Origin of the sequence: Rhizobium sp. P38BS-XIX (genome assembly GCF_012641435.1) — a bacterium.
Taxonomy (GTDB): Bacteria; Pseudomonadota; Alphaproteobacteria; order Rhizobiales; family Rhizobiaceae; genus Rhizobium.
In genome coordinates this window covers 375,732-401,440 of record NZ_JABAIJ010000005.1, presented here as the reverse complement: position 1 = coordinate 401,440, position 25,709 = coordinate 375,732, and the positions used below count along the sequence as shown (strand labels likewise).

The following is a 25,709-nucleotide window of genomic DNA, read 5'->3' as shown; positions in this document are numbered from 1 at the left end:
CGCTCAACCCTGAGCGACCGTCCATAGCCGTCCATTCGACGATAAGAATGCTCAATAAAAGACGAGTGGGTCGCGGCTCTGGCACGATCTCACGCGCTTGCCGGAAAATCGACCTCGTCGGCTTTATTACAAGTTTGGGCTACTATTCACATTCCAAGCTGAATGGCCGAAAATATCAGCAAAACCGTCTCTCTTTTTCGAACCCAGCGATCCAAGATTTCCCGATACACTGAACATGCTGCCAGGACGACGAGCCACCCTAAGCCAAGGCTGCTCTTCATCACGAAACGCCGCCACTGTTCTGAGCTCCGACAGTTCCAGGCACACTATGCCGTTAGAGCCGCAAACTAAGGCAACGAAGACAACAGCGCAGCAATCATCAAGCTCCCGAAGTTGACCGATATTTTGATGGCTGAAGGCGAACGGCCAAGGCGTCAGGCGTGCAGTGGAGTGCTTTATGTAAAGCCCGACCCTTCTATTGACAACATAAAAACCCAATCGCCCGTCAGTCGACATGGGGCCAATCGAAATTTCGTACGGAGATTGATCGATCAACGCGCAAATCGCGGCGCCGTGGAATAACTTATACTCGGGTATCATTTCATATTCTTGATAAACTGAATGCTTCCTTCGAATTTATAGAATAACCTCGCTCTACCTGCAGCATTGGTATAAATCTTGAAATGGTGAATGGCATCTGGGTATTTTGCCTTTTGCAAATCAGACGTGCCGATAAACCCCCGTCGTCGCTCGATAAGGTCCTGATCAGCATCGCTGTATTTGACTATCGATCCTGTTGGATGAAAAGCCAGCGACGCAACTTGCTTGGGGAGTGTTTTTATTATGTATTTACGCAAGTAGGTGGGAAAACTTTGTTCTCCAATCAATGCAGAAAGTTCCTCCATTAGCTGAATCGAGGGCTTTCCGGATGAAATTAGCTTTTCTACGTCAGCGTTATATTCGAACAGCGCGAACGACATTTCCCCTCTATTTAGATCAACCGTCGATCTATCGATACTTGAGCTGGACACGGCTGCTATTCGCTGGTCGGTCAGCCAGACCAGCGAGCCCATCTTTTGCCTTATCGCATCTAGCGCCAGCCGATGGAAAACAAAGCATCGGTGCCAATCTGTATAAAGCGCCGAGGGAATGGTGAGTTCGAAAAACCGAAGGTAATTCCCTCTGCTTCCAAACATTCTGGCCCGCTGAATATATGTATCTTGCTGAATTTTATGCCGAACGTCACGAGTAAAAAACATAGATAGCAAATTTTCTAAGGTAACACCTCGCGACACAATGTTACCTCCAATAATTATGGTAAAAAGACTACTTGGATTTGTCGCAGAAGCGCCTCTTAAACTAAAGTCACGTTCGCTATTTATGATAACTACCGAGTTTCTTGCGATGTTATTAAGTATATATCTCGTTAATTCATCAACATCCGCGTCAGCATAACGGTCGGACAGGATTTCCCATATTTCTTCGACATATTTCTGAAAGCGACTAGATGATCGATCCTGCAGATCATGCAACGCGCTGCTAATGACGGACCAGTCGGACTTATGATCCGTTTTCTTTCCACTGGTATGGATAAGGAACGAATAGTTTTCTTCCGTCGCATTAACATACTTGTTCAAATAAGCGACGTTTGCCAAAAATCGAAACAAAGCACTTCGTGCGTATTTAGGCTCATCTCCACTGTTAGACAGTAATTTTAAAGAAAATTTAACTTTGTTATCTAGAGGAAAGAAAACATCTTGTCCTGTATAAGCCGAATGCGGAGGAAAATCTACCCAAAGATGACTATCGTTTTGAAACGTATTATTCAAATCCAGTCGAGCTGGAGTTGCCGTTACACCAATATAAATCCCGGTGTCGGAAAGAATCTGGTTAATCAGGCGATTTATTTTCGTTTTATCTCCCGAATTAACTTTGGAGTTTGGAGACGCATAGTCTGCCTCGTCATCGATCACAACGATTCCATCGATGGTTCCGATTTTATCGATCAGCTTCCGCAGGTCGTTAGCGTTTTTCTTGCAAAAAATGACGTGCTTCCCACTTTTTATCGGAATGGTGGGATCTAGTATTTCTGAAAAATTTCTTGCAGATGGCGCTAAACCCGACGTCTTGAAACGTCCAAGATTCTGACCAAGCAAATCAACGCTATCATTCAATAAATGCAAAATAAAATTATGACCTTGGTCGAGAAGTTTCGCTGTTAGGCAAATCATCATCTCGGTTTTGCCGCTTTGTGGCTCTCCGTAGATCACAAATGACCGAGTGGCTTTTGCTCTCAAATTTTCGATCGCTCCACGAACAGCGATCTCGATACAGTCAACTTGCTTACCCGCATTTTTCAGTCGCTCTAACTGACCCTCGTATTGACGAGCCGAAGAGGCACCATTCAAGAAGTTGTTAATGTTGAAAGCTGCCACGTACCCCTCCCGATTCCACGGAGACACAATCGGCATTCCACTCAATTTCGTCAATAGGTTGAATCGCTTGCCCCACTCTTTGGCAATCTGGCTGATGGTCACGTTAATAATAGGGCCAGAGGAGCGCCGACCAATCTGTAGGTATGCGCCGCGGCAGTTCCTCCGCAAAAAAGGCGCCGCGTCAAAAAGTCGATACCGAGGAAAAGAAACCGACGCGAATAGCGAGTCAAGAAACAGCTTGCGAAAGGCCGTCAGTTTTTTTGGCTCGTTCCTCATCAAGCATATCGGCCCACCATTGCATCATCTGCACGCGCTCATTCCAATATGTCGCACGGTTGTAGACTCGTCGTACTTTTCGAGCGTCGAGATGAGCCAGCTGCGCTTCGATAGCGTCCGGGCTGAACGTGCCCGACTCGTTCAGGATGCTACTAGCGGAAGAGCGAAAGCCGTGTGCTGTATGCTCGGTGTTGGTGACACCCATTCGCCGCAAAGCTGAATTCATTGAATTTTCCGACAAGAAGGTCTTCCCCGACATCATCGATGGAAAGACCTGCCGCTTATCTTCGAACAGTTCTTTCATGTGCTTTAAGATCTCGATTGCTTGCCGGGATAGAGGGACGTGATGCTCACGCCGCATTTTTGTCTTTGCCGCAGGAATGGTCCAAATCGAATTTTCGAGGTCAAGTTCTGACCACTCCATTGAACGGGTTTCACCGGGACGAGCGAAGCAAAGAGCTTGAATTTTAAGCGCACCAATTAGTGATGGCCATCCGTCGTACCCGTAGATCGCCCTCATAAGACCGCCAAGTTCCTTACGGTCCGTGAGCGCTGGGTGACTTACCGGTACGTGCCGCTGCAAGGCACCCCTCAACGCTGAGGTCGGATCATTTTCAGCTCTTGCGGTTGCGATGGCGAAACGGAAGACACGCCCTATTGCTGATCGCGTAGCAAGCGCGCTTTCGACCCGGCCGCTTTTTTCAATGACGCTCAAGACATCTAAAACGTCCTTCGCCGAAATCTGAGTTATGGGATAAGGCGAAAGCTTCTTTGCGAGCTCCTTCAGCATCCAAGTGTTTTTATCGATGGTGGGCTCAGCGCGCTTATCTCGCCGCAGCTTTGCGATGAATTCATCTGTGATCAAGCCAAACGTGTTACCCGCTGCCGCCTTGGCAGCCAGTTGCTCACGCTTCTTTGCCAAAGAGGGATCTAAGCCCTCCGACAATTTTCTCTTAGCTTCGTCTCGTCGAACACGAGCGTCAGCCAACCCAAGGGCCGGATAGGTGCCGAGTGTCAGCGTCCTGCGCTTGCCAAAATAGGCGTAGTCCAGCCGCCACGACTTGCCACCGGCCTTTGAAATATAAAGGTAGAGCCCTTTCCCGTCGGGCAATTTGTACGGCTTATCGGATTTCTTCGCGTTCCTGATTTGCACATCGGTGAGTGACATTGACGGTATCGGTCTCGACGGTAGCGGCGTGATACCGTGATTTTGTACCGAAAAAAATGCTGGCTGTCACCGTACTTCGTTGCACTTCGCTACACGCGCGCGAGGTATGAAACCAATTCATCTACTTGATTTCTATGAAAATACTGCACTTTGTTGGACGATATTAAACAATATGGTTGGGGGCAGCTGGAGCGGGTGAAGGGAATCGAACCCTCGTATTCAGCTTGGGAAGCTGCTGCTCTACCATTGAGCTACACCCGCCTGGCACCCTGAGGTGTCCAACAGTTGGTGGCCTCTGTCAAGGCCGCCGGTATGCGATTAGAACCGGAAGTGCTTCGAGAGTTTCAGGCCCTGGGCCTGGTAATTCGAGCCGACACCGGAGCCGTAGAGGCTTTCCGGCTGCTCCTGCATGTGCTCGTAAATCAGACGCCCGACGATCTGGCCGTCCTCAAGAATGAAGGGCACTTCATGGCTGCGCACTTCCAGCACGGCGCGGCTACCGCGACCGCCGGCAGGGGCATGACCGAAGCCAGGATCGAAGAAGCCGGCATAGTGGACGCGGAACTCGCCGACCAGCGGATCGAACGGCGTCATCTCCGCTGCGAACTGCGGCGGCACATGAACCGCTTCGCGCGATACCAGAATGTAGAATTCATCCGGGTCGAGAATCAGTTCGGTGCGCCCCCGGCTGTAGAGCGGCTCCCAGAAATCGAAGATATCGTGCTGGGCCTTCTTGTCGACATCGACCACGGCCGTGTGGTGCTTGCCGCGATAGCCGATCAGCCCTTCCTTGTCGCCGGCAAGGTCGATCGACAGCGCGATGCCGCCGCCGGTGATGTTCGGCCGCTTGCTGGCAACCAGCGTCTCGCTCTCATGCAGCGCCAGCAGTTCCGGCTCTGTGAGCAGGGCCTGGCCAACGCGGAAGCGGATCTGCGACAGGCGCGAGCCACGGCGAACGACGATCGGGAAGGTGCGCGGGCTGATTTCGAGATAGAGCGGGCCGGAATAGCCGGCCGGGATCTTGTCGAACTCCTGCGCCCGATCGGTGATGACGCGGGTGAAGATGTCGAGACGACCTGTCGAGCTCTTCGGATTGGCAGAGGCAGACATATCCGCCGGAAGATCCAGACGTTCCATCAGCGGCACGATGTAGACGCAGCCGGTTTCCAACACGGCGCCCTCGGAGAGGTCGACGACGTGCAGTTTCAGCCTATCGAGCTTGTCAGCAACAAGATGCGACGGACCCGGCATGAAGCTGGCGCGAACGCGGAATGCATGCGAGCCAAGCCGCAGGTCGAGGCTTGCCGGCTGGATCTGATCGGAGTCCAGCTCTCTCTCGCTCGTCAGCCGTCCGGCATCGAAGAGCGCCGCAATGGCGCGATCAGCTAAAATTCCAGTGTTGCGAGCCATCATGCCTCATCCTAGCCCAAACCCTGCCAGTCGAAAACCGACCTGCAGGGCTCCGGCCGATTGAAAACCTTACTGCGACCTTTGCGCATCCTGCCGGATACGGGGGCTGTCATTTGTCGCAGACAAAACCAAACTCAGGGAATTGACGCAAGCGGTCAACGGCAGTATTGCAACTTATCCCGTGGTGATTTGGCCGGTCGGCTTGCAGCCACGTTAAACAAGTGGCTAAAAAGACCGGGGTTAAACCGGTCTGCATTTGCGGCCGGTTTTTTTGTTTTGAAAGTGGTGATGGCATGAGCAAGACTTGGCGCCCCGCAACCCAACTCGTTCACGGCGGAACGCTCCGTTCGCAATTCGGAGAAACATCCGAAGCGATCTATCTGACCCAGGGTTTCGTTTACGATACCTCCGAAGCGGCCGAAGCCCGCTTCAAGGGCGAGACGGATGGCTTCATCTACGCCCGCTACGGCAGCCCGACCAATGACATGTTCGAAAAGCGCATGTGCGCTCTGGAAGGCGCCGAAGACGCGCGCGCCACGGCTTCCGGCATGGCTGCCGTCACCGCCGCCATTCTCTGCCAGCTGAAGGCCGGGGATCATATCGTTGCCGCCCGCGCCCTGTTCGGCTCGTGCCGCTGGGTCGTCGAGACGCTCGCACCGAAATATGGCATCGAATGCACCCTCGTCGACGGCCGCTTCGTCGAGAACTGGGAAAAGGCTATTCGTCCCACGACCAAGGTCTTCTTCCTCGAAAGCCCGACCAATCCGACGCTGGAAGTGGTCGATATTGCCGCGGTTGCCAAGCTCGCCAATCAGATCGGCGCCAAGGTCGTGGTCGACAACGTGTTCGCCACGCCGATGTTCCAGAAGCCGCTCGAACTCGGCGCCCACATCGTCGTCTATTCCGCGACCAAGCATATCGACGGCCAGGGCCGTTCGCTTGGCGGCGTCATCCTCTCCGACAAGCAGTGGATCGACGAGAACCTGCAGGACTACTTCCGCCACACCGGCCCGGCCATGTCGCCCTTTACCGCGTGGACGCTGCTGAAGGGCATCGAGACATTGCCGCTGCGTGTGACGCAACAGACGGCAAACGCCTCCAAGGTCGCCGATTTCCTTGCCGAGCAGACCAACAAGGTCGCGCGCGTGATCTATCCGGGCCGCAAGGACCATCCGCAGGCCGATATCATTGCCAAGCAGATGAGCGGCGGCTCGACCCTCGTCGCCTTCGAGCTGAAGGGCGGCAAGGAGGCGGCCTTCAAGCTGCAGAACGCACTGGAAATCGTCAAAATCTCCAACAACCTCGGGGATTCGAAGAGCCTGATCACCCATCCGGCCACGACGACGCACAAGAACCTGACCGACGAGGCTCGTGCCGAACTCGGCATTTCGCCGGGCACTGTGCGCTTCTCCGCCGGCATCGAAGACAGCGCGGATCTGGTCGAAGATTTCGCCCGCGCGCTCGAGCAGGTTTCCGCCTGATACTGAGCGAGCCGCCCGGTCACCGTCCGGGCGGCTCGACTTTCTTGAGCCTGATGTCGGAAGTCGAGGCGCCTCAGCTTGAGGCCTTGAACCGAACCAGACCATTGTGCAGGAAGACCATCTTGTCGAACAACGCCAGATCCAGGGGATTTGGCAGACGCACATCCGAAAGATCAGGTACGGGCTTCACGAGTGGATCGTATGAACGATCGATCTGCGAGGTAAAGACAACGATCATTCCCCTGCTCCGTGCAAACGCCTTCAACGTGTTGACCTGGATCATCAGCTCTGGCTTCTCCCGCTTCTGATCGAGCAGTTGCAGATAATCGACGACCGCCAACGTGCCGGGCGCCGCGCCCGCCAGTCTCTCGACGATATAGTCTGCGCTGATGGCATCGGAGTTTTCGAAGCCGAACAAGGATGCAAATTCCGCATGATCGGCACCGATCATCGGGAAGCGATCCAGAACGACCTTCTCCGTATCCTCCAGCGTGAAGAACATGCTACGATTGCCGGCCCTCATCGCCTCGACGGCGAGCCTCAGGCTCATCAGCGTCTTGCCATGACCGCGCCGCGCGCCGATCAGGACGAGATCGCCCTGGCTCAGTTGCGAATATAGCTCGTTGACGGAAAGGGCAGCCGCCGTTTTGGAAGCAAGCAGGCTCCAGGCATCAAAACCTTCGCCAGCGGCGATGCTGTCCAGTGCGGCATGCAAGGGGATATTCTGCTGGCGGGACAAGAGCCTCGCCTTGCGCTTCAGATGATATACCGGGGCGGAAAGCCTCATTTAAACCTCCTATTGCGAGCAATGACCGCAACCCCTCCTTATGCCAGGCGCTCAAACAGTCGGTTCCGAGATCGAAAGCCCCGCATGAAATATACTTTCCCGATGGAGGGGGGAGGCATGGGCCGTGCCAGAATCAGATCATAGCCGAAATCGCCGCAACGGAAAATCGCATCCGGCCTTTTTCGATCGAAAGGGCATCGCAAAGATGGGTTACTCGAAGCGGAGCTTTTATGCACACATGCCCAGATATGGCGTTCACCAGCCAAGTGAACCTAAAATGGTTGTAAGCCTTTCTTGGTGATAAACAAACCAAGGTGCTGATGGGGCATACAAGTCCAAAGGACAGGTGGACAGAGATACTTTCAAAAGCGTCTCGTTAACCTTGAAATGCGACTGGAATATCTAAAATCCGGCACGATCTGCGTGTTCGTGATAGTTTTCATCGTTCCATTCCTTGACGGAACGAATAGGTTATAGGATACCGCTAGTTATCCTGCTCTTTGCGGGAAATATGGAAAGCGGATAAGATGCCGCGGACTTTAAAATGCTGGAACGTCGGCGGCGCTCAAAAGAACGCACGGTGTTTCAGAGCAGCGGCAAGGTATCAGGCATGTATCGCGCTTTAACACGCGACATAGAAGTAGTGGTCGAACCGTTTTATCTGGAGGAGCAATCCGATCCGGACGACGACCGTTATGTCTGGGGATACCGTATCGTCATTTCCAACCACTCGGAAAAAGCCGTGAAGCTGGTGACGCGCTATTGGCATATCACCGATATGAACGGCATCGTGGATGAAGTGACGGGACCGGGCGTGGTCGGCGAACAGCCGCATCTGAAGCCCGGCGACACCTACGAATATTCTTCGGGCTGCCCGCTGGACACGCCGTCAGGCATGATGTTCGGCCATTATCAGATGGAAACGGACGACGGGGAGCTCTTTCATGTCAAGATCCCCGCCTTTTCGCTGGATACGCCCAACCTGCTGCGTACGCTGAATTAAGCCGCGTCAGGCCGCCTCTATTTCCGAGACTTCGAAACGATAGGTCGTCGAGCAGAACTCGCACGTCACGGCAATTTCGCCATTCTCCTGGCTCGCTTCGACTTCCTCGGCGGTAAAGCCCTTCAACACGCCCTTCAGCTTGTCGCGCGAGCAGGAACAGCGGTCGAAAACAGCCTTCGGCTCGTAAACGCGCACGCCGCGCTCGTGAAACAGCCGGTAGAGCAGCCGCTCGGCACCGACCTGTGGATCGGTCAGCTCATCCGCATCGATGGTTTCGACCAGGCTGCGTGCCTCTGACCAGGCATCGTCCTCGACATTTGCGCGGACGCCGGTATCACCGTCGCCGCCGTGAAGGTCGGGCTGGCGCATGCGCTCGGGAGCCTCCGGCAGAAACTGCGCGATCAGCCCCCCTGCCCGCCAGCGATGGCGCGGCTTGCCGTCTTCATCGCGGTCGAAAAGCTCGGCGGCCGCGAGGCGAACACGGGTCGGGATCTGCTCGGACTGACGGAAATAGGTGCCAGCGATTTCTTCCAGCGACGCGCCGTCGAGCGCGACGATGCCCTGATAAGGCTGGCTGAACCGGCCCTGATCGATGGTGAAGGCCAGCACGCCCTTGCCGAGCAACTGCTCGGGCTCGGTGCGCCCTTCGGCGACCGCCTTGGCCAGTGCGTCCTCATCGAAGCGGGCATAGGCGCGGATATTTTCCGGCGTGGTGAAATCGGCGACCAGAAGATCAACGGGACCGTCGCCCTTCGTCTGTACCGTGAACTTGCCTTCGAACTTCAGCGAGGTTCCGAGCAGGACGGTCAGCACAATGGCCTCGGCCAACAGGCGCGCAACCGGCGTCGGATAATCGTGCCGGGCAAGAATGGCATCCAGCAGCGGACCGAGCTGCACTGCCCGGCCGCGCACGTCCAACCCTTCCACCTGGAAGGGAACGACATGATCGTCACCGGCGAAATCGAATTGACCCAGCGTGGCGGCATTTTCGGCCATTGCTTTACTCCTACTGCGCCCGCGCCTTTGAACGCGGCTTCATATCCTCAGATCGCGCCCAGGCACCAAGCAAGAATCGACTTTTGCGCATGAAGACGGTTTTCCGCCTCATCGAAAACAACGGATTGCGGACCATCGATCACTTCGTCCGTGACTTCCTCCCCGCGGTGAGCGGGCAGGCAGTGCATGAACAACGCGTCGTTACCGGCCTGTGCCATCAAAGCCTTGTTGACCTGATAGGGCTGGAAGACGTTGTGACCGCGGGCCCGGTGTTCCTGATTCATGGAAACCCAGGTATCGGTTACCACACAATCGGCGCCGGCGACCGCACGGTCGGCATCATGCGAGAGCATGATTTCGGCGCCCTCGTTGCGGGCCCAGTTCAGATAGTGATCCTTTGGCTCGGAACCAAGGGGTACCGCCATGTTCATGCGATAGCCGAAACGTGCGGCCCCTTCAATCAACGAATGGAGCACGTTATTGCCGTCGCCCGTCCAGGCAATCGTCTTGCCCTTGATGGGGCCGCGATGTTCTTCGAAGGTCATGATATCGGCCATGATCTGGCAAGGATGCGTGTCGTCGGTGAGCGCATTGATGACCGGAACCGTCGCATGCTCTGCCAGTTCCAGCAGGCGGGAATGATCCGTCGTGCGGATCATGATCGCATCGACATAGCGCGAGAGCACCTTGGCCGTATCGCCGATCGTCTCGGCGCGGCCAAGCTGCATTTCGGTGCCGGAGAGGAACAGCGTTTCGCCGCCGAGCTGGCGCATTCCGACATCGAAGGAAACGCGGGTACGGGTGGACGGCTTCTCGAAGATCATCGCCAGCATCTTGCCGGCAAGCGGCTTGTCGGCCGTGCCGGCCTTCTGCGCGGTCTTTCGCACGATCGCATCATCGATGATGCTGCGCAGATCGGCAGTCGCGACGGCCGAGAGATCGAGAAAGTGTTTCGGAGAAGCCATGTCCTTACCTGTACTCCAGAAAAAACAATAACGCCCGCGTGGGGCAGGAACGCCCCGACAGCGGGCGTTGAGTTCAAGCCGATTTTTTGGTGCGAGCTGCGCGCGCGCGCTCGGCGGCACGCTCGATGCGTGCGATGCCTTCGCGTGCCTCTTCGGCAGTGACCACCAGCGGCGGCAACAGTCGGATGACATTGTCGCCGGCCGGCACGCCAAGCAGGTGCTCGGCGCGGATCGCCTGCAACAGGTCTGCCTGCGGAATGGCAGCCTTGATGCCGAGCATCAGGCCCTCGCCGCGAACGTCCTCGATGATATCGGGAAAGCGATCCTTGAGCGACGCGAGACCCTGACGGAAGACGAGGGCGATATCGCGAACGTGTTGCAGGAAGCCATCGGCAAGGATGACATCGAGAACGGCGTTGCCGACTGCCATGGCCAGCGGATTGCCGCCGTAGGTGGAACCGTGCGTGCCCGCCTTCATCCCGGAAGCGGCTTCCGCCGTTGCAAGGCATGCACCGAGCGGGAAGCCGCCGCCGATACCCTTGGCGACGGCCATGATATCGGGGGTGATGCCGGCCCATTCATGAGCAAAAAGCTTGCCGGTACGGCCGACGCCGCTTTGAACTTCGTCGAGGATCAGCAGCAGGCCATGCTCGTCGCAAATCTGGCGCAGGCCGCGCAGGAATTCGTTTGTGGCCGGGCGGATACCGCCCTCGCCCTGCACAGGCTCGATGAGGATCGCAGCCGTCGCATCGGTGATTGCGGCACGAACCGCATCGAGATCGCCGAACGTCACCTGGTCGAAACCGGCGGCCTTCGGGCCGAAGCCTTCGACGTACTTTTCCTGACCGCCCGCGGCGATCGTCGCGATCGTACGACCGTGGAAGGCGCCTTCGAAGGTGATGATGTGGAACTTCTCGGGATGGCCCTTGGAGAAGTGATAGCGCCGCGCCGTCTTGATGGCGCATTCCAGAGCCTCGGCGCCCGAGTTGGTGAAGAACACCTTGTCCGCGAACGTCACGTCCGTCAGGCGCTTGGAGAGCTTTTCCTGACCCGGGACTTCGTAGAGGTTGGAAAGGTGCCAGACCTTGTCGGCCTGTGCCTTCAACTCTGCAACCAGATGTGGATGCGCATGACCGAGCGAATTGACCGCAACGCCAGCCGCGAAATCAAGATAACGCTCGCCGCTTTCGGTCACCAGCCAGACGCCTTCACCTCGCTCGAACCGCAGCGGAGCACGCATATAGGTGTCATAAAGCGGCGCGGTCTCGGCCATGGCCATGTCTCCTCGATCACAACTTTAAGGACCAATCGCTTCCGCTTGATGAAACGGGTCCGAAAAAATCAAAAATGCCGCCTTTCGGCGGCCCGGGCACTATTGATGTTTTGCACCGCGATGTCAACAAAACTGGCGTCTTAGCAGGTGCGAGAAAGCGCTTGCGGGCAAAAGAGACGGGTTCACGGCGGCCTATTGCAGAAATGCCACGCCCGGGCAGCAAGTTGGGGAAAACCTAGAAATCGATTCCTCAAGATTCTCGCGACTCTTGTCACGGAGTCAGCCTCACACTAGGTTAAAAAGCAATTGCTAGACTGCATGCGGCGGAACTAGTCACCACAATTTTAAAGCGTTTCAAGCCTCGATCCCATGCGAGGCGATGGTGAGGGATTCTGCCATCCGAAACGCGACAGCGGAGACAGGGCATGAATTGGACAGACGAACGCGTCGAGAAGCTGAAAAAGCTATGGTCCGAAGGTTTGAGCGCCAGCCAGATCGCGGCGCAGCTTGGTGGCGTCAGCCGTAATGCCGTCATCGGCAAGGTGCATCGCCTGAACCTTCCCGGCCGAGCGAAGGCCGGCGGCACGGCAACTGCAGCGCGCACGCCGAAGCGCAGCGCCGCGTCTCCTCGCCCGACAAACTACGGTTCTCGCGTTGCGACCCGCACGGTGGTTACCCGCCAGCAGGGCGCAACCATGCTGAAGGAAGAGATCGAGGTCGATTCCGTCAACGAAATCCAATATCGCCCGTCGTCGAACGTCGTCGTTCCGATCTCGCGCCGCCTCGGCCTGACGGAGCTGACGGAGCGCACCTGCAAGTGGCCGGTGGGCGACCCGCTGAAGGACGATTTCCATTTCTGCGGCAACGACAGCCCGGATTCGTCGCCCTACTGCACCTATCATCAGCGCATGGCTTACCAGCCTGTGAACGAGCGCCGCCGGAACAACGGCTAAGCCTCTGCCTCTTTAAGCAGACAAGAGAAACGGGCCCTTTCGGGCCCGTTTTCTTTTTCCGCCGCTATATTGGTGCCGGAGCGGGCTTGCCGCTCAGGCTTCCATGGAGTAGCCCGCGCCGCGAACGGTGCGGATGACATCCTGCATATTGGAGAAGTTCAGCGCCTTGCGCAGACGGCCGACATGGACGTCGACGGTGCGTTCGTCGACATAGATATCGTGCCCCCATACGCCGTCCAGCAGCTGCGAACGCGAGAAAACGCGGCCCGGCGAGGACATGAGGAATTCCAGCAGGCGGAATTCCGTCGGTCCCAACCGCACTTCGCGGCTCTTGCGATGGACGCGATGCGTTTCGCGGTCCAGCTCGATATCGCCGCAACGCAGCACCGTGGAGAGAACCTCCGGGCGGGCACGCCGCAGCATCGCCTTGACGCGAGCCATCAGCTCGGGCGTCGAGAACGGCTTGACGACATAGTCGTCCGCGCCGGTGGAAAGGCCGCGCACGCGCTCGCTTTCCTCGCCTCGGGCCGTCAGCATGATGATCGGCAGGCGCTCCGTCTCCGGCCGCATACGCAGCCGGCGGCAGAGCTCGATGCCGGACACGCCGGGGAGCATCCAGTCGAGGATCAGGAGATCTGGGATGCGCTCCTGGAGACGCAACTCGGCCTCATCGCCCCTGAGGATCGTGTCGACCTCGAAGCCTTCGGCCTCGAGATTGTAGCGCAGCAGAACGCTGAGCGCTTCCTCGTCTTCTACAACAGCAACTCTCGGAACCATGCGCCTATGGTCTCCTTTCTTCGCTTCAAGATTATTCCGTCACTGCGCCGACGGTGTTGGCGGTATCGTCCTTCGGGCGCTCGCCTTCCGGCTGAGCACCGGTCGCCATGTAATAGATCGTCTCGGCGATGTTGGTGGCATGGTCGCCGATGCGCTCGATGTTCTTGGCGCAGAAGAGAAGATGCGTGCAGGTGGTGATGTTGCGCGGATCTTCCATCATGTAGGTGAGCATCTCGCGGAAGAGCGAGGTGTACATTGCGTCGATTTCTTCGTCGCGTTCGCGGATCGACACGGCCTTGTCCGGCGAGCGGGTAGCGTAGACGTCCAGAACTTCCTTCAGCTGGCTCAGCGCCAGTTCGGAAAGGTGCTCGATGCCACGAGCGAGACGACGCGGCACGCCGGTGCCCTGAACGGCGATGACGCGCTTTGCGGTGTTCTTGCCGAGGTCGCCGACGCGCTCCAGATCGGAAGCGATGCGGATCGAGCCCATGATTTCGCGGAGATCGGCCGCCATCGGCTGACGACGAGCGATGGTGACGATCGCCTTGTCGCCGACTTCGCGTTCGGCATGGTCGAGAACGACGTCATCCGAGATGACCTTCTGCGCCAGAGCGGCATCGCTATTGACCAGCGCGCGTACGCTGTCGCTTACCATCTGCTCGGCCAGGCCGCCCATTTCGGCGATACGGCGCGTCAGGAACTTCAGGTCTTCGTCATAAGCAGAGAGAATGTGGGTGGAGACCATTTTTCTATCCTCAAGGTGAACTGTGTGAAAGGTGCCGCGCGCCTGATATCATCAACCAAAACGGCCCATGATGTAATCCTGCGTACGGAAATCGTCGGGATTGGTGAACATTTTATCGGTGTCGTTCTCCTCAACCAGATGGCCGAGATGGAACATTGCGGTGCGTTGCGAAACGCGGGCTGCCTGCTGCATGGAATGCGTCACGATGACGATCGTGAAGTTCTCCCGCAGCTCATGAATAAGGTCTTCGACCTTTGCTGTTGCAATCGGATCGAGCGCTGAGCACGGTTCGTCCATCAGGATGACTTCCGGGCTGACGGCAACGGCCCGCGCGATGCAAAGGCGCTGCTGCTGACCACCCGAAAGGCTGGTGCCGGCGTCGTGAAGCCGATCTTTCACTTCGCCCCACAGACCGGCCTTCTGCAGGCTGGTTTCGACGATATGCTCGAGATCGGCCTTCGAGCGATGCAGGCCATGAATGCGCGGACCGTAAGCCACATTCTCGAAGATCGACTTCGGGAACGGGTTCGGCTTTTGAAAGACCATGCCGACGCGCGCGCGCAGCTCCACAACGTCGATGCTGTTGTCGTAGACATCCTGGTCGTCGAGCGTGATCTTGCCGGTGACGCGGCATGTCTCGATCGTGTCGTTCATGCGGTTGAGGCAACGCAGGAAAGTGGACTTGCCGCAGCCCGAAGGCCCGATCAGCGCCGTCACCGTATTGGCGCGGATCTTCAGATTGACGTCGAAGAGCGCGCGCTTGTCGCCGTAGAAAACCGAAACGTCCTGGCCGATCATCTTGTAGGGGATCGTCGTCATCTTCCTGGCCAATGCTCTTTCGCTTGCGGCTTCCGTCATCATGTTCATGGTCCAGCCCTCCCCTACCAGCGCCGTTCGAAGCGGCGACGCAGCAGAATTGCGCCGATGTTCATTGCGACAAGGAAGAAGAGCAGGACGATGATGGCGCCGGACGTTCTTTCGACGAAAGCACGTTCGGCCTCGCTCGCCCACATGTAGATCTGCACCGGCAGCGCCGTCGAAGGATCGAGAGGCGATGTCGGATAGTTGGCAACAAAGGCGACCATGCCGATCAGAAGCAACGGCGCCGTTTCGCCGAGCGCATGGGCAAGCCCAAGGATCGTGCCGGTCAAGATGCCGGGCATGGCGAGCGGCAAAACGTGATGGAACACCATCTGCATGCGCGAGGCGCCAAGCCCGAGCGCCGCGCTGCGGATCGAGGGCGGCACGGCGCGCAGCGCGGACCGCGTCGCGATGATGATCATCGGCAGCGTCATGAGGCTCAGCACCAGCCCGCCGACCAAAGACGCCGAACGCGGCAACCCCATCATGTTGATGAAGACCGACAGACCCAGCAGGCCATAGACGATGGAGGGGACCGCCGCCAGATTGTTGATGTTGACTTCGATCAGATCCGTCAGCCGGTTTCTCGGCGCGAACTCCTCGAGATAAATCGAGGCCGCCACGCCGACAGGTAGCGCAAGCGCGAGTACGGTCAGCATCAGATAGAGCGAGCCGATCAGCGCCACGCCAAGACCTGCAGCTTCCGGCCGGCTAGAATTGCCTGACAGGAAGAGGCCGCTGTTAAAGACCTTGTGCAGGGCGCCGGCCGCTGTGAGCTGCTGCATCCAGGCCAGCTGGCGATCGGACACCTTGCGATCTTTCTCTTCGCCGCTGAGATCGATCTGACCCTTGTTGGCGGAATCGATGTTGGCATTTGCCAGCATCGTGACGTTCTGCGTAGTTCCGACGATCGACGGGTTCGCCACGACCTTGTCGCGCAGCGTGATCCTGGCGCCGTCCGACACCATGGCCATCGCCTGGCGCATCAGCATGCGATCGGAAGGATCGATACCAAGGGCCTTTGCCAGCGCATTGCGGATGAGGATCGGATAATTCGCTGCGATCAATACCTTTGGATCGCTGGATCGCTTGTTGGCGGGGTCGATGACCGCCTCGCTGAATTCGATGGGCAGGGTGATCGAGGTCTGCACGAAGGCGGTATAGCCATTGCGGACGACGGTCGACACCAGAATGAGCAGAAAGACGAGACCGAAAATGACGGCAGCGAAACCGAAGGCGCGGAAGCGACGCTCGGCAGCATAGCGACGCTTGATGCCGATATCCCGACGCAGCGAGGTGCCGGACGTCAGCTCATGCGGAATATTGGAGTGCGGAGAGGATACGATGTCGCTCATTCGTATTGCTCCCGGTAACGGCGGACGATGTAGAGCGCATAGACGTTCAGCGCGAACGTCAGGCAGAACAGCGTGATGCCGAGCGCGAAGGCGACAAGCGTCTGCGGCGAGGTAAACTCCAGGTCGCCGGTCAACTGGTTGACGATCTTGACGGTCACGGTGGTCATCGGCTCGAAGGGATCGAGCTGCATACGGGCAGCGACACCGGCGGCCAGAACCACGATCATGGTTTCACCGACAGCCCTTGAGGCCGTCATCAAAAGCGCGCCGACGATGCCCGGCAGCGCTGCCGGCAGCAGCACGCGCTTCACCGTCTCGGAGCGGGTGGCGCCGAGACCAAGCGAGCCGTCGCGCAGCGAGCGCGGCACGGCCATGATGATATCGTCGGACAACGATGAAACATATGGGATGAGCATGACGCCCATGACAAAGCCCGCCGTCAGCACGCTCTGTGCCTCGATGAAGCTCCTGTAACTTCCTGTCACCAGCCCATCGATATCAGCTGAAATATCCCTGAGGAATGGCCCGACCGTGACCAGCGCAAAGAAGCCGTAGACGATGGTGGGAATGCCGGCCAGTACTTCGAGCATCGGCTTGGCGATCGAACGCACGCGGGCCGAAGCATATTCCGCCATGTAGATGGCGGCGAACAATCCGATCGGTACGGCAAACAGCATGGCGACGACGCTGATATAGATCGTGCCTGCGAGCAGCGGGATGAGCCCGAACGTTCCCGACGTTTGCGAGCCGGCACCGGCGAAGCGCGGATCCCAGACAGTGCCGAAGAAGAATTCATTGGCCGGGACCATGCTGAAGAAGCGCGCCGCTTCCGATAGCATCGATACGACGATGCCGATCGTCGTCAGCACGGCAATCGAAGAGGCAACGATGAGAGCGCCGAGGATGACCTGCTCGACACGGTTGCGTGCGCGAAACCGGGGAGCAATGGCGCGCAAGCCATAGGCTGACAAAAGGAGCGACAGAAGGATCGCCACCGCGGACATGACGGTGCGGCTGAATTCGCGCATGCCGTCATACCGATTGGCGGCATCGATCATGTAACCCGTTGGGCGAACCGCCAGCGGCACACCCTTCTGCGCCAGAAGCAACTGGAGATCGGCCGAACCGCTATCGACGGCGGCAAGTTCCTGTCGATTGAGCATGCGCATGCCATGAGCGATGCTGCGTACCATGCCGTAGCTGAGATTGAGTTCCGCCTGCGGCAGGCTCTTTACCTCTTCTGGGAAGGACTTGATCACGAGACGATCGATCACGATCGGGCTGACGACAAGCCAGATGCATACAAGCGCCAGAGGCGGCAACACGGCCCAGATCGCTGCATAGGCTCCATGATAGCCAAGCCGGGAATGCATCGAAGAGGACCGGCCGCCCGAAAGCGCAATCGCCCTCGCACGCCCGAGCACGAAGGCAAGGGCGCCGATGACCGACAGGCACAATAGCAGCAGCGATACGCTCATTCACATTCCCCGGCGAGCGCCGGAGCGGGCAACACCCGCACCGGCACACAATTCGCATGCACTTACATGATCTTCCCGTCCGCGAAGTCCTTGCGGATCTGGTCGCGCTCGGCGTCTGGCGCCGGCACAAGGCCATATTCCGCAAGCGGACTGTCGGGACCGATCATCTGATCGCTCGTGAAGAAATCGACATATTCCTTAAGCCCGGCAATAACGCCGAGATGCGCCTTCTTTACGTAGAAGAACAGCGGACGCGAAACCGGATAGGTTCCATCCGCGATCGTCTGGCCAGACGGCACGATGCCGCTGACCGTGGCGACCTTCAGCTTGTCGGCATTGTTCTGGAAGAAGTAGAGACCGAACACGCCGATGCCATGCTTGTTGGCATTGATGCGCGCCAGGGTCTCCGGATAGTCGCCGTCGATATCGACAGCCACGCCATCCTTGCGCACGGCAATGCACTTCTTGGCCTGCTCCGCGGCATCGGAAATAGTTTTGCTGATGATATCGGCTGCGCCGGATACCTTGCAGCCGGCAGCGAGCACCTTCTCTTCGAAGACCTCGCGCGTGCCGTGCTTCTCGCCCGGGATATAGGCGGCAATTTCGAAATCCGGCAGCGACGGATTGATCTGCGACCACGTCTTGTAGGGGTTGGCGACCAGCTTGCCGTTGACGACGACTTCCGCGGCGAGCGCCTTGTAGAGATCGACCGGTTCGAACTTGATGTCCGGATTGCTCTTGTCAAAGGCGAAAACGATGCCGTCATAGCCGATCTTGACCTGCTGGATATCGGTCACGCCAGCGGCTTTGCAGGCCTGGACTTCACTGTCCTTGATCGGCCGCGAGGAGTTGGCGATATCGATGGTATCGGTGCCGACGCCCTTGCAGAATTCCTTGAGCCCGGCACCGGAACCGCCGGACTCGACCACCGGCGTCTTGAAATTGGTAAAGGTCTCGCCGAAGCTTTCGGCAACGATCTTGGCATACGGGAATACAGTCGACGAGCCTGCGATCTGAATCTGATCGCGCGCCGAGGCGGCACCAGCGAATGCAGCCGATGCAACCAGCGCAAGTACGGACAATTTCAAAGCATTCATACTGAATCCCCCTGACAAGCCTTGAAGAGCGCTGTTGCGGACGCCGCATCCGCATCTTTCAGCGCCTCACTCTTAGCGGCCAAAGCACCGCCCTTTTATGTCAGGCGAGTGAAACAATTATGACACTTTATCCTTTTGAAATCGCTTGAATAATTTAAACGAAAAATCGACCGTTCACAGAGTTTCAGAAACGGACCGTAAAGTCCGTTCCCTTGCCAACCTCGGACTTGACGATCAGTCTGGCGCGATGCCGGGTCAGGATGTGCTTGACGATGGCAAGCCCCAGACCGGTGCCTTTCTTGGAGCGGCTGTCCTCAACGTTAACGCGATAGAAGCGCTCGGTGAGGCGCGGCACATGCTCTGCGGGAATTCCCGGCCCCTTATCGGACACGACGACGGCGACCGGCTGGCCAGGCTCGTTGAGCAGCGAAACCTCGACCGCTTTGCCTTCCTGACCGTATTTGCAAGCATTCTCGATCAGGTTCTCGAACACCTGCACGAGCTCGTCACGATCGCCCAGCACCTCCACCTTGCCGGCCGGAAGATGGAGATTGATGACCACGTCCAGATCGCTGGCAAGCGGCAGCAGCGAATCCCTCACATGCCCGAGTAACGGCACGAGATCGACCTTCTGGTCCGGGGCGATATGCGATTTCAACTCCAGCCTTGAGAGCGACAGGAGATCGTCCACCAGCCGGCTCATGCGCGTCGTCTGATCGAACATGATGCCGAGAAAGCGCTGCTGCGCTTTCGGATCGGCCTTCGCAGGACCCTGGATGGTTTCGATGAAACCTCTGAGCGACGCAAGTGGCGTTCGCAGCTCGTGGCTGGCATTGGCAACGAAATCGGAGCGCATGCGGTCGATGTGATGCAGCTCCGATATGTCGCGGAACGACAGCAGGAAGAAGGCGTGGGTATCCAGCTGCGGCAGATCGATCGGCGCAATTCGGACGATGTAAACGCGCTCCGAAGGCAGGCGCTCCGAATGTTCTATCTGGTTCGGCGCATTGGTGGCGATCGTCTCGCGCACCATGTCGAGCAGGCCCGGAGAGCGCAGCTTCGAGGAAATATGCGAGCCGATCGGAAAGGCGCCGAAAGCCTTCTCGACGGCGGTGTTCTGCACGAGAACGGAGGCCTCGCGGTCGATGATCAGCGCCGGCATGTCCAGCGCGGCCAGTCCTGCAAAGACCGTGCGCAGCAAAATTTCAGGACTGGCTGGCGCCGGCTCGGCGGTCGACGGAACGACGACGCGCTCCACGAGGGGTGGTCGGATGAGGGCCACGACCATGACGATCACCCAGATCCAGAAGACGGCTCCGGTGTTGATGCCCTCGATCAGCGCAAGTGCAGCGATCAACGTCGCTAAAATCAGGATGGCGATCTCCTGCCGCAATCTCACCGCCAACTTCCTGACAAATGACCATTCGTCTTCCAATTGCGCCCGTCCCTTCGCCTGCCGTCATGGAATGCTGGATTCCGCGTATTAGCCGGGATTCATGACAGAAGTATTCGGCTCTATCCACAGAAGGCGGCAACTGACGATAATAAATGTAGCCGGCAAAAGGGGAAGTTGGCAAAGGGGTTGAAACCATTGAATAAAAGCCCCAGTTTGCTCGGAAAGCTTTTTTTGTCGCATCCAAGCGGCAGGGTTAACAGACCATCAACAGCCGAGGAGCCTGGCCTATGGGGGAAGAAGCGCAAAGCCGCATCGTGGAGCTGGATATTCATGGAACAAAGCAGGCATTCGACGTCGACGACCCCAACCTACCCGAGTGGATCGACGAGGAAGCGCTGACGTCAGGCGGATATCCCTACAAGAAAAAGCTCAAGGAAGACGATTATCTCGACGAGCTGAAGAAACTGCAGATCGAGCTCATCAAGGTGCAGTTCTGGCTTCAGTCCACGGGCAAGCGGGTGATGGCCCTGTTTGAAGGGCGGGATGCCGCGGGCAAGGGCGGCTCGATTGCCGCTACATCAGCGCATATGAACCCTCGCCTGGCGCGGGTGGTCGCGCTGACCAAGCCGACCGACCGTGAGGCGGGGCAATGGTATTTCCAGCGCTATGTCGCCCAGTTTCCAACGGCCGGCGAATTCGTGCTGTTCGACCGCTCCTGGTACAACCGCGCCGGCGTAGAACCGATCATGGGCTTCTGCACGCCGAAACAGTACGAGCAGTTCCTGAAGCAGGCACCGCAGATGGAGAAGCTGATCGTCCAGGACGGGATCCTGTTTTTCAAATTCTATCTCGACATCGGCCGGGAGATGCAGCTGAAGCGCTTCCACGACCGGCGCCACGATCCGCGCGCCGTCTGGAAACTTTCGTCCATGGATATTGCCGCGCTGCCGAAATGGAAGGAATACAGCGAAAAACGCGATCGCATGCTCAAGGATACGCATACGGACTATGCGCCCTGGACCGTGATCCGCGCCAACGACAAGCGGCGGGCACGGCTGAACCTGATGCGCCACATCCTGCCGACGCTCGACTATGACGGCAAGGACAAGAAGGCCATCGGCGAAATCGACGACAAGATCCTCAGCGTCGGCCCGGCCGTTCTCAAATAGCGCAGCGGCGCCCGGGCTTATTGCCCGGGCAACACGCGGATGGCGTAGATATTGATGCCACGCGCCTTGCCATCGACATCGCTATTGATGATCAAACGGCCGGAACCCGCGGGAGCCGTCGACCCGTCGAAGCGGATCTGGAACAATGCATCCGTTTTCTGCCGGCTTGCCGTGAAGCGATGGCGTCCGCAACGGCCCAACGATCCGAAGTCGCATTCAACGGTGATCTGCATGGGCGCATCGGAGGTCGACTGCAAGGTGAGCGCGATCGTCGATGGCTTGCCGGCCATCTGCTGCAGCACGCTTGCCGGCACTTCGATGGAACCGCTCCCATCGGTGCCGCTGGTGAGAGACGTCAACCGCACCGCCGGCCCTTCGTTTTCCGACACATTTTCGGCTTTCGCCTGCGCGCCAGCCTTCACCTTGGCGGCGTCGGTCGGCTTCAATACCTCTATCCATTCCGAAGAGAAGCTGTTCTGCGGATCGATGGTTGCCAGGCCCGGATTGACGGGGCCGCTGTTGTCGTCATCGTCGGCATTATCATCATCGCCGTTGTTGCCGCTGAAATCCTGTGAGTCGACATGGGCGGGCGGATTGCGGACGCTCGTATCCCGCTGCGATGCCGGCATCAGCACACCCGACGTCTTGATCCACCAGGCTCCGACGCCGAGAAACGCCAGCAGGATGCAGAACACAAGCAGTCGCGAGAAGAATTTGCGCGGCTTGCGGCGCACCGCGGCACGCTCGGGCTTGAAATTCATCGACCGTGCGGAAGGCCGCGCCTCGGCCATCGGCCGCACATCGCCGTCGGCGCCGAAATGGTCTGACGGGGCGGCGCGCATGTCGCCGAAATCGGATTGCGGAGCTTCGGCTTCGACGGATACCGGCTCGACCGGAGCGGATGCACGGCCGGAAGGCGGCAGCGTATCGCGCGTATCGCGCGTTTCGCCGCGCACACCCATGACAGGCTCGGAACGCTGTCCCGGCTGGCTTGGTGGCGGGCTTGGCGCTGCCCTTGGCGCGGCGGGCGAGACATCCAGATCGTCAAGCGTTGGCGATACAGGCACATCCTCGGGCGGACGCGCTCGTTCTTCCGCCTCGATCTCGCGGATGGTCGCCTCCAGTCGTTGACGCTGGGCGGCAATGATGTTGACGTCGGTAATGTCCTGCTTGCGGAGGCCGGCTTCCAATGCCTGGCGTGCAGATTGATAGATGCGAGCCCGGATTTCCGGATTGGCGCGCTCGGACCGGTCCAACGCGCTTCTGATAGCCGTTTCTAATCCGCTCACATCAGATCCTTTACTCTCACTCGCAACATACTCGCATACTCTGCCGGCAAGACGAACTCGGTCTTTTAGCATTCATTAACCGGATTCGGTAACGCCCCGTCCGACAATACGCAAGTCTTCGACGGGACCGGCGCGCACTCCAGCGGGGATAAATGCGAAAGACGACGCAATTGCGATAGTGAGCAGGCCGCTTCAGGGGGATCATCGGGGATGGACCGAGCTAAAAGCTATTCGATAGGGCAGCCCTTCCCACCGCTTTCCTCATCTGTTATTTCTTTGACGTTTTCGTAAACGTCAATAAGGGATGATATTGATGGCCCTCCCCTCGATCCTGAAAGACCATCTGCGGCTCCCGGTCGTGGCCTCGCCGCTTTTCATCATCTCTCATCCTGCCTTGACGCTGGCACAATGCAAGGCCGGCGTTGTCGGCTCCTTTCCCGCGCTCAATGCGCGGCCGGAAAGTCAGCTGGACGAATGGCTTGCCATGATCACCGAAGACCTGGCCGCGCACAATGCCGCAAATCCCGAACGACCGGCCGCTCCATTCGCCGTCAACCAGATTGTCCACACATCGAACAAGCGCCTGGAGCATGATCTGATGCTCTGCGTCAAATACAAAGTGCCGATCGTCATTTCTTCGCTTGGCGCGGTGCCCGAAGTGAATGCTGCCGTCCATTCCTACGGCGGGATCGTGCTCCACGACATCATCAACAATCGCCACGCCAATTCGGCAATCCGCAAGGGCGCGGACGGCCTGATCGCGGTCGCAGCCGGTGCCGGCGGCCATGCCGGTCGGCTTTCGCCCTTTGCCCTTATCCAGGAAATCCGCGAGTGGTTCGACGGCCCTCTGCTGCTCGCCGGCGCCATCGCCACGGGCGGCGCCGTTCTGGCCGCCCAGGCGGCCGGCGCGGATATGGCCTATATCGGCTCTCCCTTCATCGCGACGCAGGAAGCACGCGCCGCGGATGCCTATAAGCAGGCGATCGTCGAAGGTACTGCCGCCGATATCGTTTACTCCAACTATTTCACCGGCGTTCACGGCAACTACCTCAAATCCTCCATCGTTGCCTCCGGACTGGATCCCGACAAGCTGCCCGAGGCAGACCCGTCGAAGATGGACTTCGAGGCCGCGACGACAGGCCCCAAGGCCTGGAAGGATATCTGGGGTTCCGGCCAGGGCATTGGCGCCGTCAAAGCCATCGAACCCGTCGCCCGGCTTGTCGACCGGCTCGAGACGGAATACCGCCAGACACGGGCTCGCCTTTCGCTTTGAGCACCGTGAAAGCGCGCCTGTTTTTCACAGCCCCTTCGCTTTTTTACCAAATGGCGATTTGAGCGCTTGAAATCTGGTCTCATAGACTGTATCAGCGCCATGCAAATCGCGGGGCCGAACCGAACGCCCCTGGAATGCCGCTTTAGCTCAGTCGGTAGAGCACATCATTCGTAATGATGGGGTCACGTGTTCGAGTCACGTAAGCGGCACCATTTTCTCAAAGACATCTTTTAGAAGATTGCGCTACATGCAGGCCATTGCTATCGCATGACCGCCATCCGCGCGCTTTCAACAACCGTGCGGGATTAATAAAGTTAAATGCATCCGCGCCGTCAAAAGGCGAAAAGGTGTCTAGCTTTGGCGGAGGCTTCGACCATGAATACCTTACCGTCCTTCCCTCCCGTGCGCGTCATAGATGACTATGCAGGCGAGGTCAGATCCGTCAGAACAGCCGATGACGTCTGGAAGACGCTTCTGGATAACTGGCCGCTGTCTGAGGGCGATTGTTTTCTTTCGGCCCTGCTCGTCTGCATCGACGTGCAGTGTGGTATGCGGGCGCCCGAAGAGGCGCGGGCAGCCTTCGTGGCGGCGGCGGTCGAGGCAGGGGTGCCTCTGCTCTCCTGATATCCACCCCGTGGCAGCGACCACGGAACATTCGCGGAATCCACACGTTGACGCCAGGAAGGAGAAAGCCCATGGCACAATGGTGGAGCAAGCCCGTTATCGTCGAAACGCGAAAGACCGGAGACCGGCTGGTGATTTCGAACGCCGAGCGTGCGGCCGAATTCATGCTGAACGAGTGGCCGACCCTTGAGGATGGGCAGGCCTATCATGCCGGCAAAAAAGCGCTGCTCGCGGCGCATGCGGGCAAGATGGACGCGGAGGAAGCGCGCGACGCCTTCGTTGCAGCGTTGAAAGAAGGCGACGTCTACATTTTTGACGAGTGACATTGCCGCGGCATCATTTGCGTGCCGGTTGCGATCGGGGCAGGCCTTAACGGTTCTGCCCCGTTTGTTTGGAGCACAGCCTTGCTGCGGACGAGCGCAGCAACAATTCCTCAGACGTGACCCGGAATAACGGTGCGCTTGGGTTCCTCAACAGGCTGGTTCACCCATGTCGCAATCTCGCTCAATCTATGACGCAGCTGCGACTTCTGTTCGGCAACGATGCCGGGGATCATGAATGCATCGACGATCCACCAAATGCTGAGCGCGATCAGCAGGACACCGCCGACGACGATGAACAGGGTCAACCATCCGAAAATAAGCAGAAGCAGTTGCGCTACACCGGTGCCCGTCTTGCCCAGGTAGAAGCGATGCGCGCCAAAGCTGCCAAGGAAAAGCCAAAGCAGGTAGGCGGCGCCCACAGATTTTGCCTCGTTCGTCACCTGCTGTTCGATCAATATCTGCTCTTGCGTGGAAAGCGCCATATTCCTTCTCATATGGATGTCGGCGCAACCCCTCGCGCCTGACTGGATAGATGCGCAAAATTTCGCGTCATGATAGAAGAATGCGCCGAACGA

The 25,709-nt window shown here is 58.1% G+C and carries 24 protein-coding genes, 2 tRNA genes and 1 riboswitch; of the genes, 8 read left to right on the top strand and 18 right to left on the bottom strand.

Features of this window, described 5'->3' with window-relative positions; genetic code table 11:
* Nucleotides 1–126: 126 nt before the first annotated feature.
* The 5 genes from HGP17_RS18795 to HGP17_RS18775 form a co-directional block, all read right to left on the bottom strand.
* Entirely contained in the window at nt 127–600 is a 474-nt protein-coding gene (locus tag HGP17_RS18795; RefSeq protein WP_168811723.1) for a hypothetical protein, read from the bottom strand.
* Complete coding sequence (locus HGP17_RS18790) at nt 597–2,435, bottom strand: Z1 domain-containing protein (protein ID WP_348648967.1); 1,839 nt, start codon at nt 2,433–2,435, stop codon at nt 597–599. Before HGP17_RS18790 ends, HGP17_RS18795 begins: the two co-directional genes overlap by 4 nt.
* A 226-nt stretch (nt 2,436–2,661) precedes the next feature.
* Nucleotides 2,662–3,879, bottom strand: coding sequence for an integrase arm-type DNA-binding domain-containing protein (locus HGP17_RS18785; protein WP_168811721.1), 1,218 nt, complete (start codon nt 3,877–3,879; stop codon nt 2,662–2,664).
* 187 nt (nt 3,880–4,066) lie between these two features.
* Nucleotides 4,067–4,140: transfer RNA gene (locus HGP17_RS18780), tRNA-Gly, on the bottom strand.
* A 57-nt stretch (nt 4,141–4,197) separates the two neighbouring features.
* Nucleotides 4,198–5,292, bottom strand: coding sequence for a 2'-deoxycytidine 5'-triphosphate deaminase (locus tag HGP17_RS18775; protein ID WP_168811719.1), 1,095 nt, complete (start codon nt 5,290–5,292; stop codon nt 4,198–4,200).
* Between the two features lie 168 nt (nt 5,293–5,460).
* A riboswitch (SAM riboswitch) is annotated at nt 5,461–5,539 on the top strand.
* Between the two features lie 43 nt (nt 5,540–5,582).
* On the opposite strand from HGP17_RS18775, the gene HGP17_RS18770 reads away from it, so the two are divergent.
* Nucleotides 5,583–6,770: an O-succinylhomoserine sulfhydrylase gene (locus HGP17_RS18770; protein ID WP_168811717.1), complete on the top strand. Its 1,188-nt coding sequence runs from the start codon at nt 5,583–5,585 to the stop codon at nt 6,768–6,770.
* Between the two features lie 73 nt (nt 6,771–6,843).
* Here the strand turns inward: HGP17_RS18770 and HGP17_RS18765 are convergent, their stop codons facing one another.
* Nucleotides 6,844–7,557 (bottom strand): DNA helicase, encoded by a 714-nt coding sequence (locus tag HGP17_RS18765; RefSeq protein WP_168811715.1) that lies wholly within the window; start codon nt 7,555–7,557, stop codon nt 6,844–6,846.
* A gap of 610 nt (nt 7,558–8,167) precedes the next feature.
* On the opposite strand from HGP17_RS18765, the gene apaG reads away from it, so the two are divergent.
* Entirely contained in the window at nt 8,168–8,560 is a 393-nt protein-coding gene (gene apaG, locus HGP17_RS18760) for a Co2+/Mg2+ efflux protein ApaG (protein ID WP_168811995.1), read from the top strand.
* Between the two features lie 6 nt (nt 8,561–8,566).
* Here apaG and HGP17_RS18755 read toward each other — a convergent pair whose 3' ends face one another.
* The 3 genes from HGP17_RS18755 to HGP17_RS18745 all read right to left on the bottom strand — a co-directional run bounded on the left by HGP17_RS18755 (nt 8,567) and on the right by HGP17_RS18745 (nt 11,794).
* Nucleotides 8,567–9,556 carry an Hsp33 family molecular chaperone gene (locus HGP17_RS18755; protein WP_168811713.1) on the bottom strand — a complete coding sequence of 330 codons (990 nt, stop codon included), beginning with the start codon at nt 9,554–9,556 and terminating at the stop codon, nt 8,567–8,569.
* A 47-nt stretch (nt 9,557–9,603) separates the two neighbouring features.
* Complete coding sequence (argF, locus tag HGP17_RS18750) at nt 9,604–10,521, bottom strand: ornithine carbamoyltransferase (protein ID WP_168811711.1); 918 nt, start codon at nt 10,519–10,521, stop codon at nt 9,604–9,606.
* A 73-nt stretch (nt 10,522–10,594) separates the two neighbouring features.
* The gene (locus tag HGP17_RS18745) at nt 10,595–11,794 is read right to left on the bottom strand and encodes an aspartate aminotransferase family protein (RefSeq protein ID WP_168811709.1); all 1,200 of its coding nucleotides are present in this window, start codon (nt 11,792–11,794) and stop codon (nt 10,595–10,597) included.
* A 425-nt stretch (nt 11,795–12,219) separates the two neighbouring features.
* Between HGP17_RS18745 and HGP17_RS18740 the strand changes: the two genes are divergently transcribed.
* Nucleotides 12,220–12,747, top strand: coding sequence for a GcrA family cell cycle regulator (locus HGP17_RS18740; protein WP_168811707.1), 528 nt, complete (start codon nt 12,220–12,222; stop codon nt 12,745–12,747).
* A gap of 93 nt (nt 12,748–12,840) precedes the next feature.
* Here HGP17_RS18740 and phoB read toward each other — a convergent pair whose 3' ends face one another.
* The 7 genes from phoB to phoR form a co-directional block, all read right to left on the bottom strand.
* Complete coding sequence (phoB, locus tag HGP17_RS18735; protein WP_004128368.1) at nt 12,841–13,524, bottom strand: phosphate regulon transcriptional regulator PhoB; 684 nt, start codon at nt 13,522–13,524, stop codon at nt 12,841–12,843.
* 31 nt (nt 13,525–13,555) lie between these two features.
* The gene (phoU, locus tag HGP17_RS18730; RefSeq protein ID WP_015338719.1) at nt 13,556–14,269 is read right to left on the bottom strand and encodes a phosphate signaling complex protein PhoU; all 714 of its coding nucleotides are present in this window, start codon (nt 14,267–14,269) and stop codon (nt 13,556–13,558) included.
* A gap of 51 nt (nt 14,270–14,320) precedes the next feature.
* Nucleotides 14,321–15,136, bottom strand: a complete 816-nt coding sequence (gene pstB / locus HGP17_RS18725) for a phosphate ABC transporter ATP-binding protein PstB (RefSeq protein WP_168811705.1) — start codon at nt 15,134–15,136, stop codon at nt 14,321–14,323.
* 14 nt (nt 15,137–15,150) lie between these two features.
* Nucleotides 15,151–16,485, bottom strand: a complete 1,335-nt coding sequence (gene pstA, locus HGP17_RS18720) for a phosphate ABC transporter permease PstA (protein ID WP_168811702.1) — start codon at nt 16,483–16,485, stop codon at nt 15,151–15,153.
* Complete coding sequence (pstC, locus tag HGP17_RS18715; RefSeq protein ID WP_168811700.1) at nt 16,482–17,963, bottom strand: phosphate ABC transporter permease subunit PstC; 1,482 nt, start codon at nt 17,961–17,963, stop codon at nt 16,482–16,484. The genes pstA and pstC overlap by 4 nt, the downstream gene beginning before the upstream one ends.
* Before the next feature lie 62 nt (nt 17,964–18,025).
* On the bottom strand, nt 18,026–19,060 hold the full coding sequence (locus HGP17_RS18710; protein WP_168811698.1) for a substrate-binding domain-containing protein: 1,035 nt from the start codon (nt 19,058–19,060) through the stop codon (nt 18,026–18,028).
* Nucleotides 19,061–19,244: 184 nt separating this feature from the next.
* Complete coding sequence (gene phoR, locus HGP17_RS18705; RefSeq protein WP_246704153.1) at nt 19,245–20,465, bottom strand: phosphate regulon sensor histidine kinase PhoR; 1,221 nt, start codon at nt 20,463–20,465, stop codon at nt 19,245–19,247.
* Between the two features lie 278 nt (nt 20,466–20,743).
* On the opposite strand from phoR, the gene ppk2 reads away from it, so the two are divergent.
* Nucleotides 20,744–21,625 carry a polyphosphate kinase 2 gene (gene ppk2, locus HGP17_RS18700; protein WP_168811694.1) on the top strand — a complete coding sequence of 294 codons (882 nt, stop codon included), beginning with the start codon at nt 20,744–20,746 and terminating at the stop codon, nt 21,623–21,625.
* A gap of 17 nt (nt 21,626–21,642) precedes the next feature.
* Here ppk2 and HGP17_RS18695 read toward each other — a convergent pair whose 3' ends face one another.
* On the bottom strand, nt 21,643–22,914 hold the full coding sequence (locus HGP17_RS18695) for a hypothetical protein (RefSeq protein ID WP_168811692.1): 1,272 nt from the start codon (nt 22,912–22,914) through the stop codon (nt 21,643–21,645).
* A gap of 313 nt (nt 22,915–23,227) precedes the next feature.
* Between HGP17_RS18695 and HGP17_RS18690 the strand changes: the two genes are divergently transcribed.
* The 4 genes from HGP17_RS18690 to HGP17_RS18675 all read left to right on the top strand — a co-directional run bounded on the left by HGP17_RS18690 (nt 23,228) and on the right by HGP17_RS18675 (nt 25,134).
* Nucleotides 23,228–24,187 carry a nitronate monooxygenase family protein gene (locus HGP17_RS18690; protein WP_168811690.1) on the top strand — a complete coding sequence of 320 codons (960 nt, stop codon included), beginning with the start codon at nt 23,228–23,230 and terminating at the stop codon, nt 24,185–24,187.
* Nucleotides 24,188–24,323: 136 nt separating this feature from the next.
* Nucleotides 24,324–24,399: transfer RNA gene (locus HGP17_RS18685), tRNA-Thr, on the top strand.
* A gap of 163 nt (nt 24,400–24,562) precedes the next feature.
* Complete coding sequence (locus HGP17_RS18680) at nt 24,563–24,811, top strand: DUF982 domain-containing protein (protein ID WP_168811688.1); 249 nt, start codon at nt 24,563–24,565, stop codon at nt 24,809–24,811.
* Between the two features lie 71 nt (nt 24,812–24,882).
* A complete protein-coding gene (locus HGP17_RS18675) occupies nt 24,883–25,134 on the top strand; it encodes a DUF982 domain-containing protein (protein WP_168811686.1) in 252 nt (83 codons plus the stop codon).
* Nucleotides 25,135–25,244: 110 nt separating this feature from the next.
* On the opposite strand, the gene HGP17_RS18670 is transcribed toward HGP17_RS18675, so the two are convergent.
* A complete protein-coding gene (locus HGP17_RS18670; protein WP_168811684.1) occupies nt 25,245–25,616 on the bottom strand; it encodes a TM2 domain-containing protein in 372 nt (123 codons plus the stop codon).
* Between the last annotated feature and the right edge of the window lie 93 nt (nt 25,617–25,709).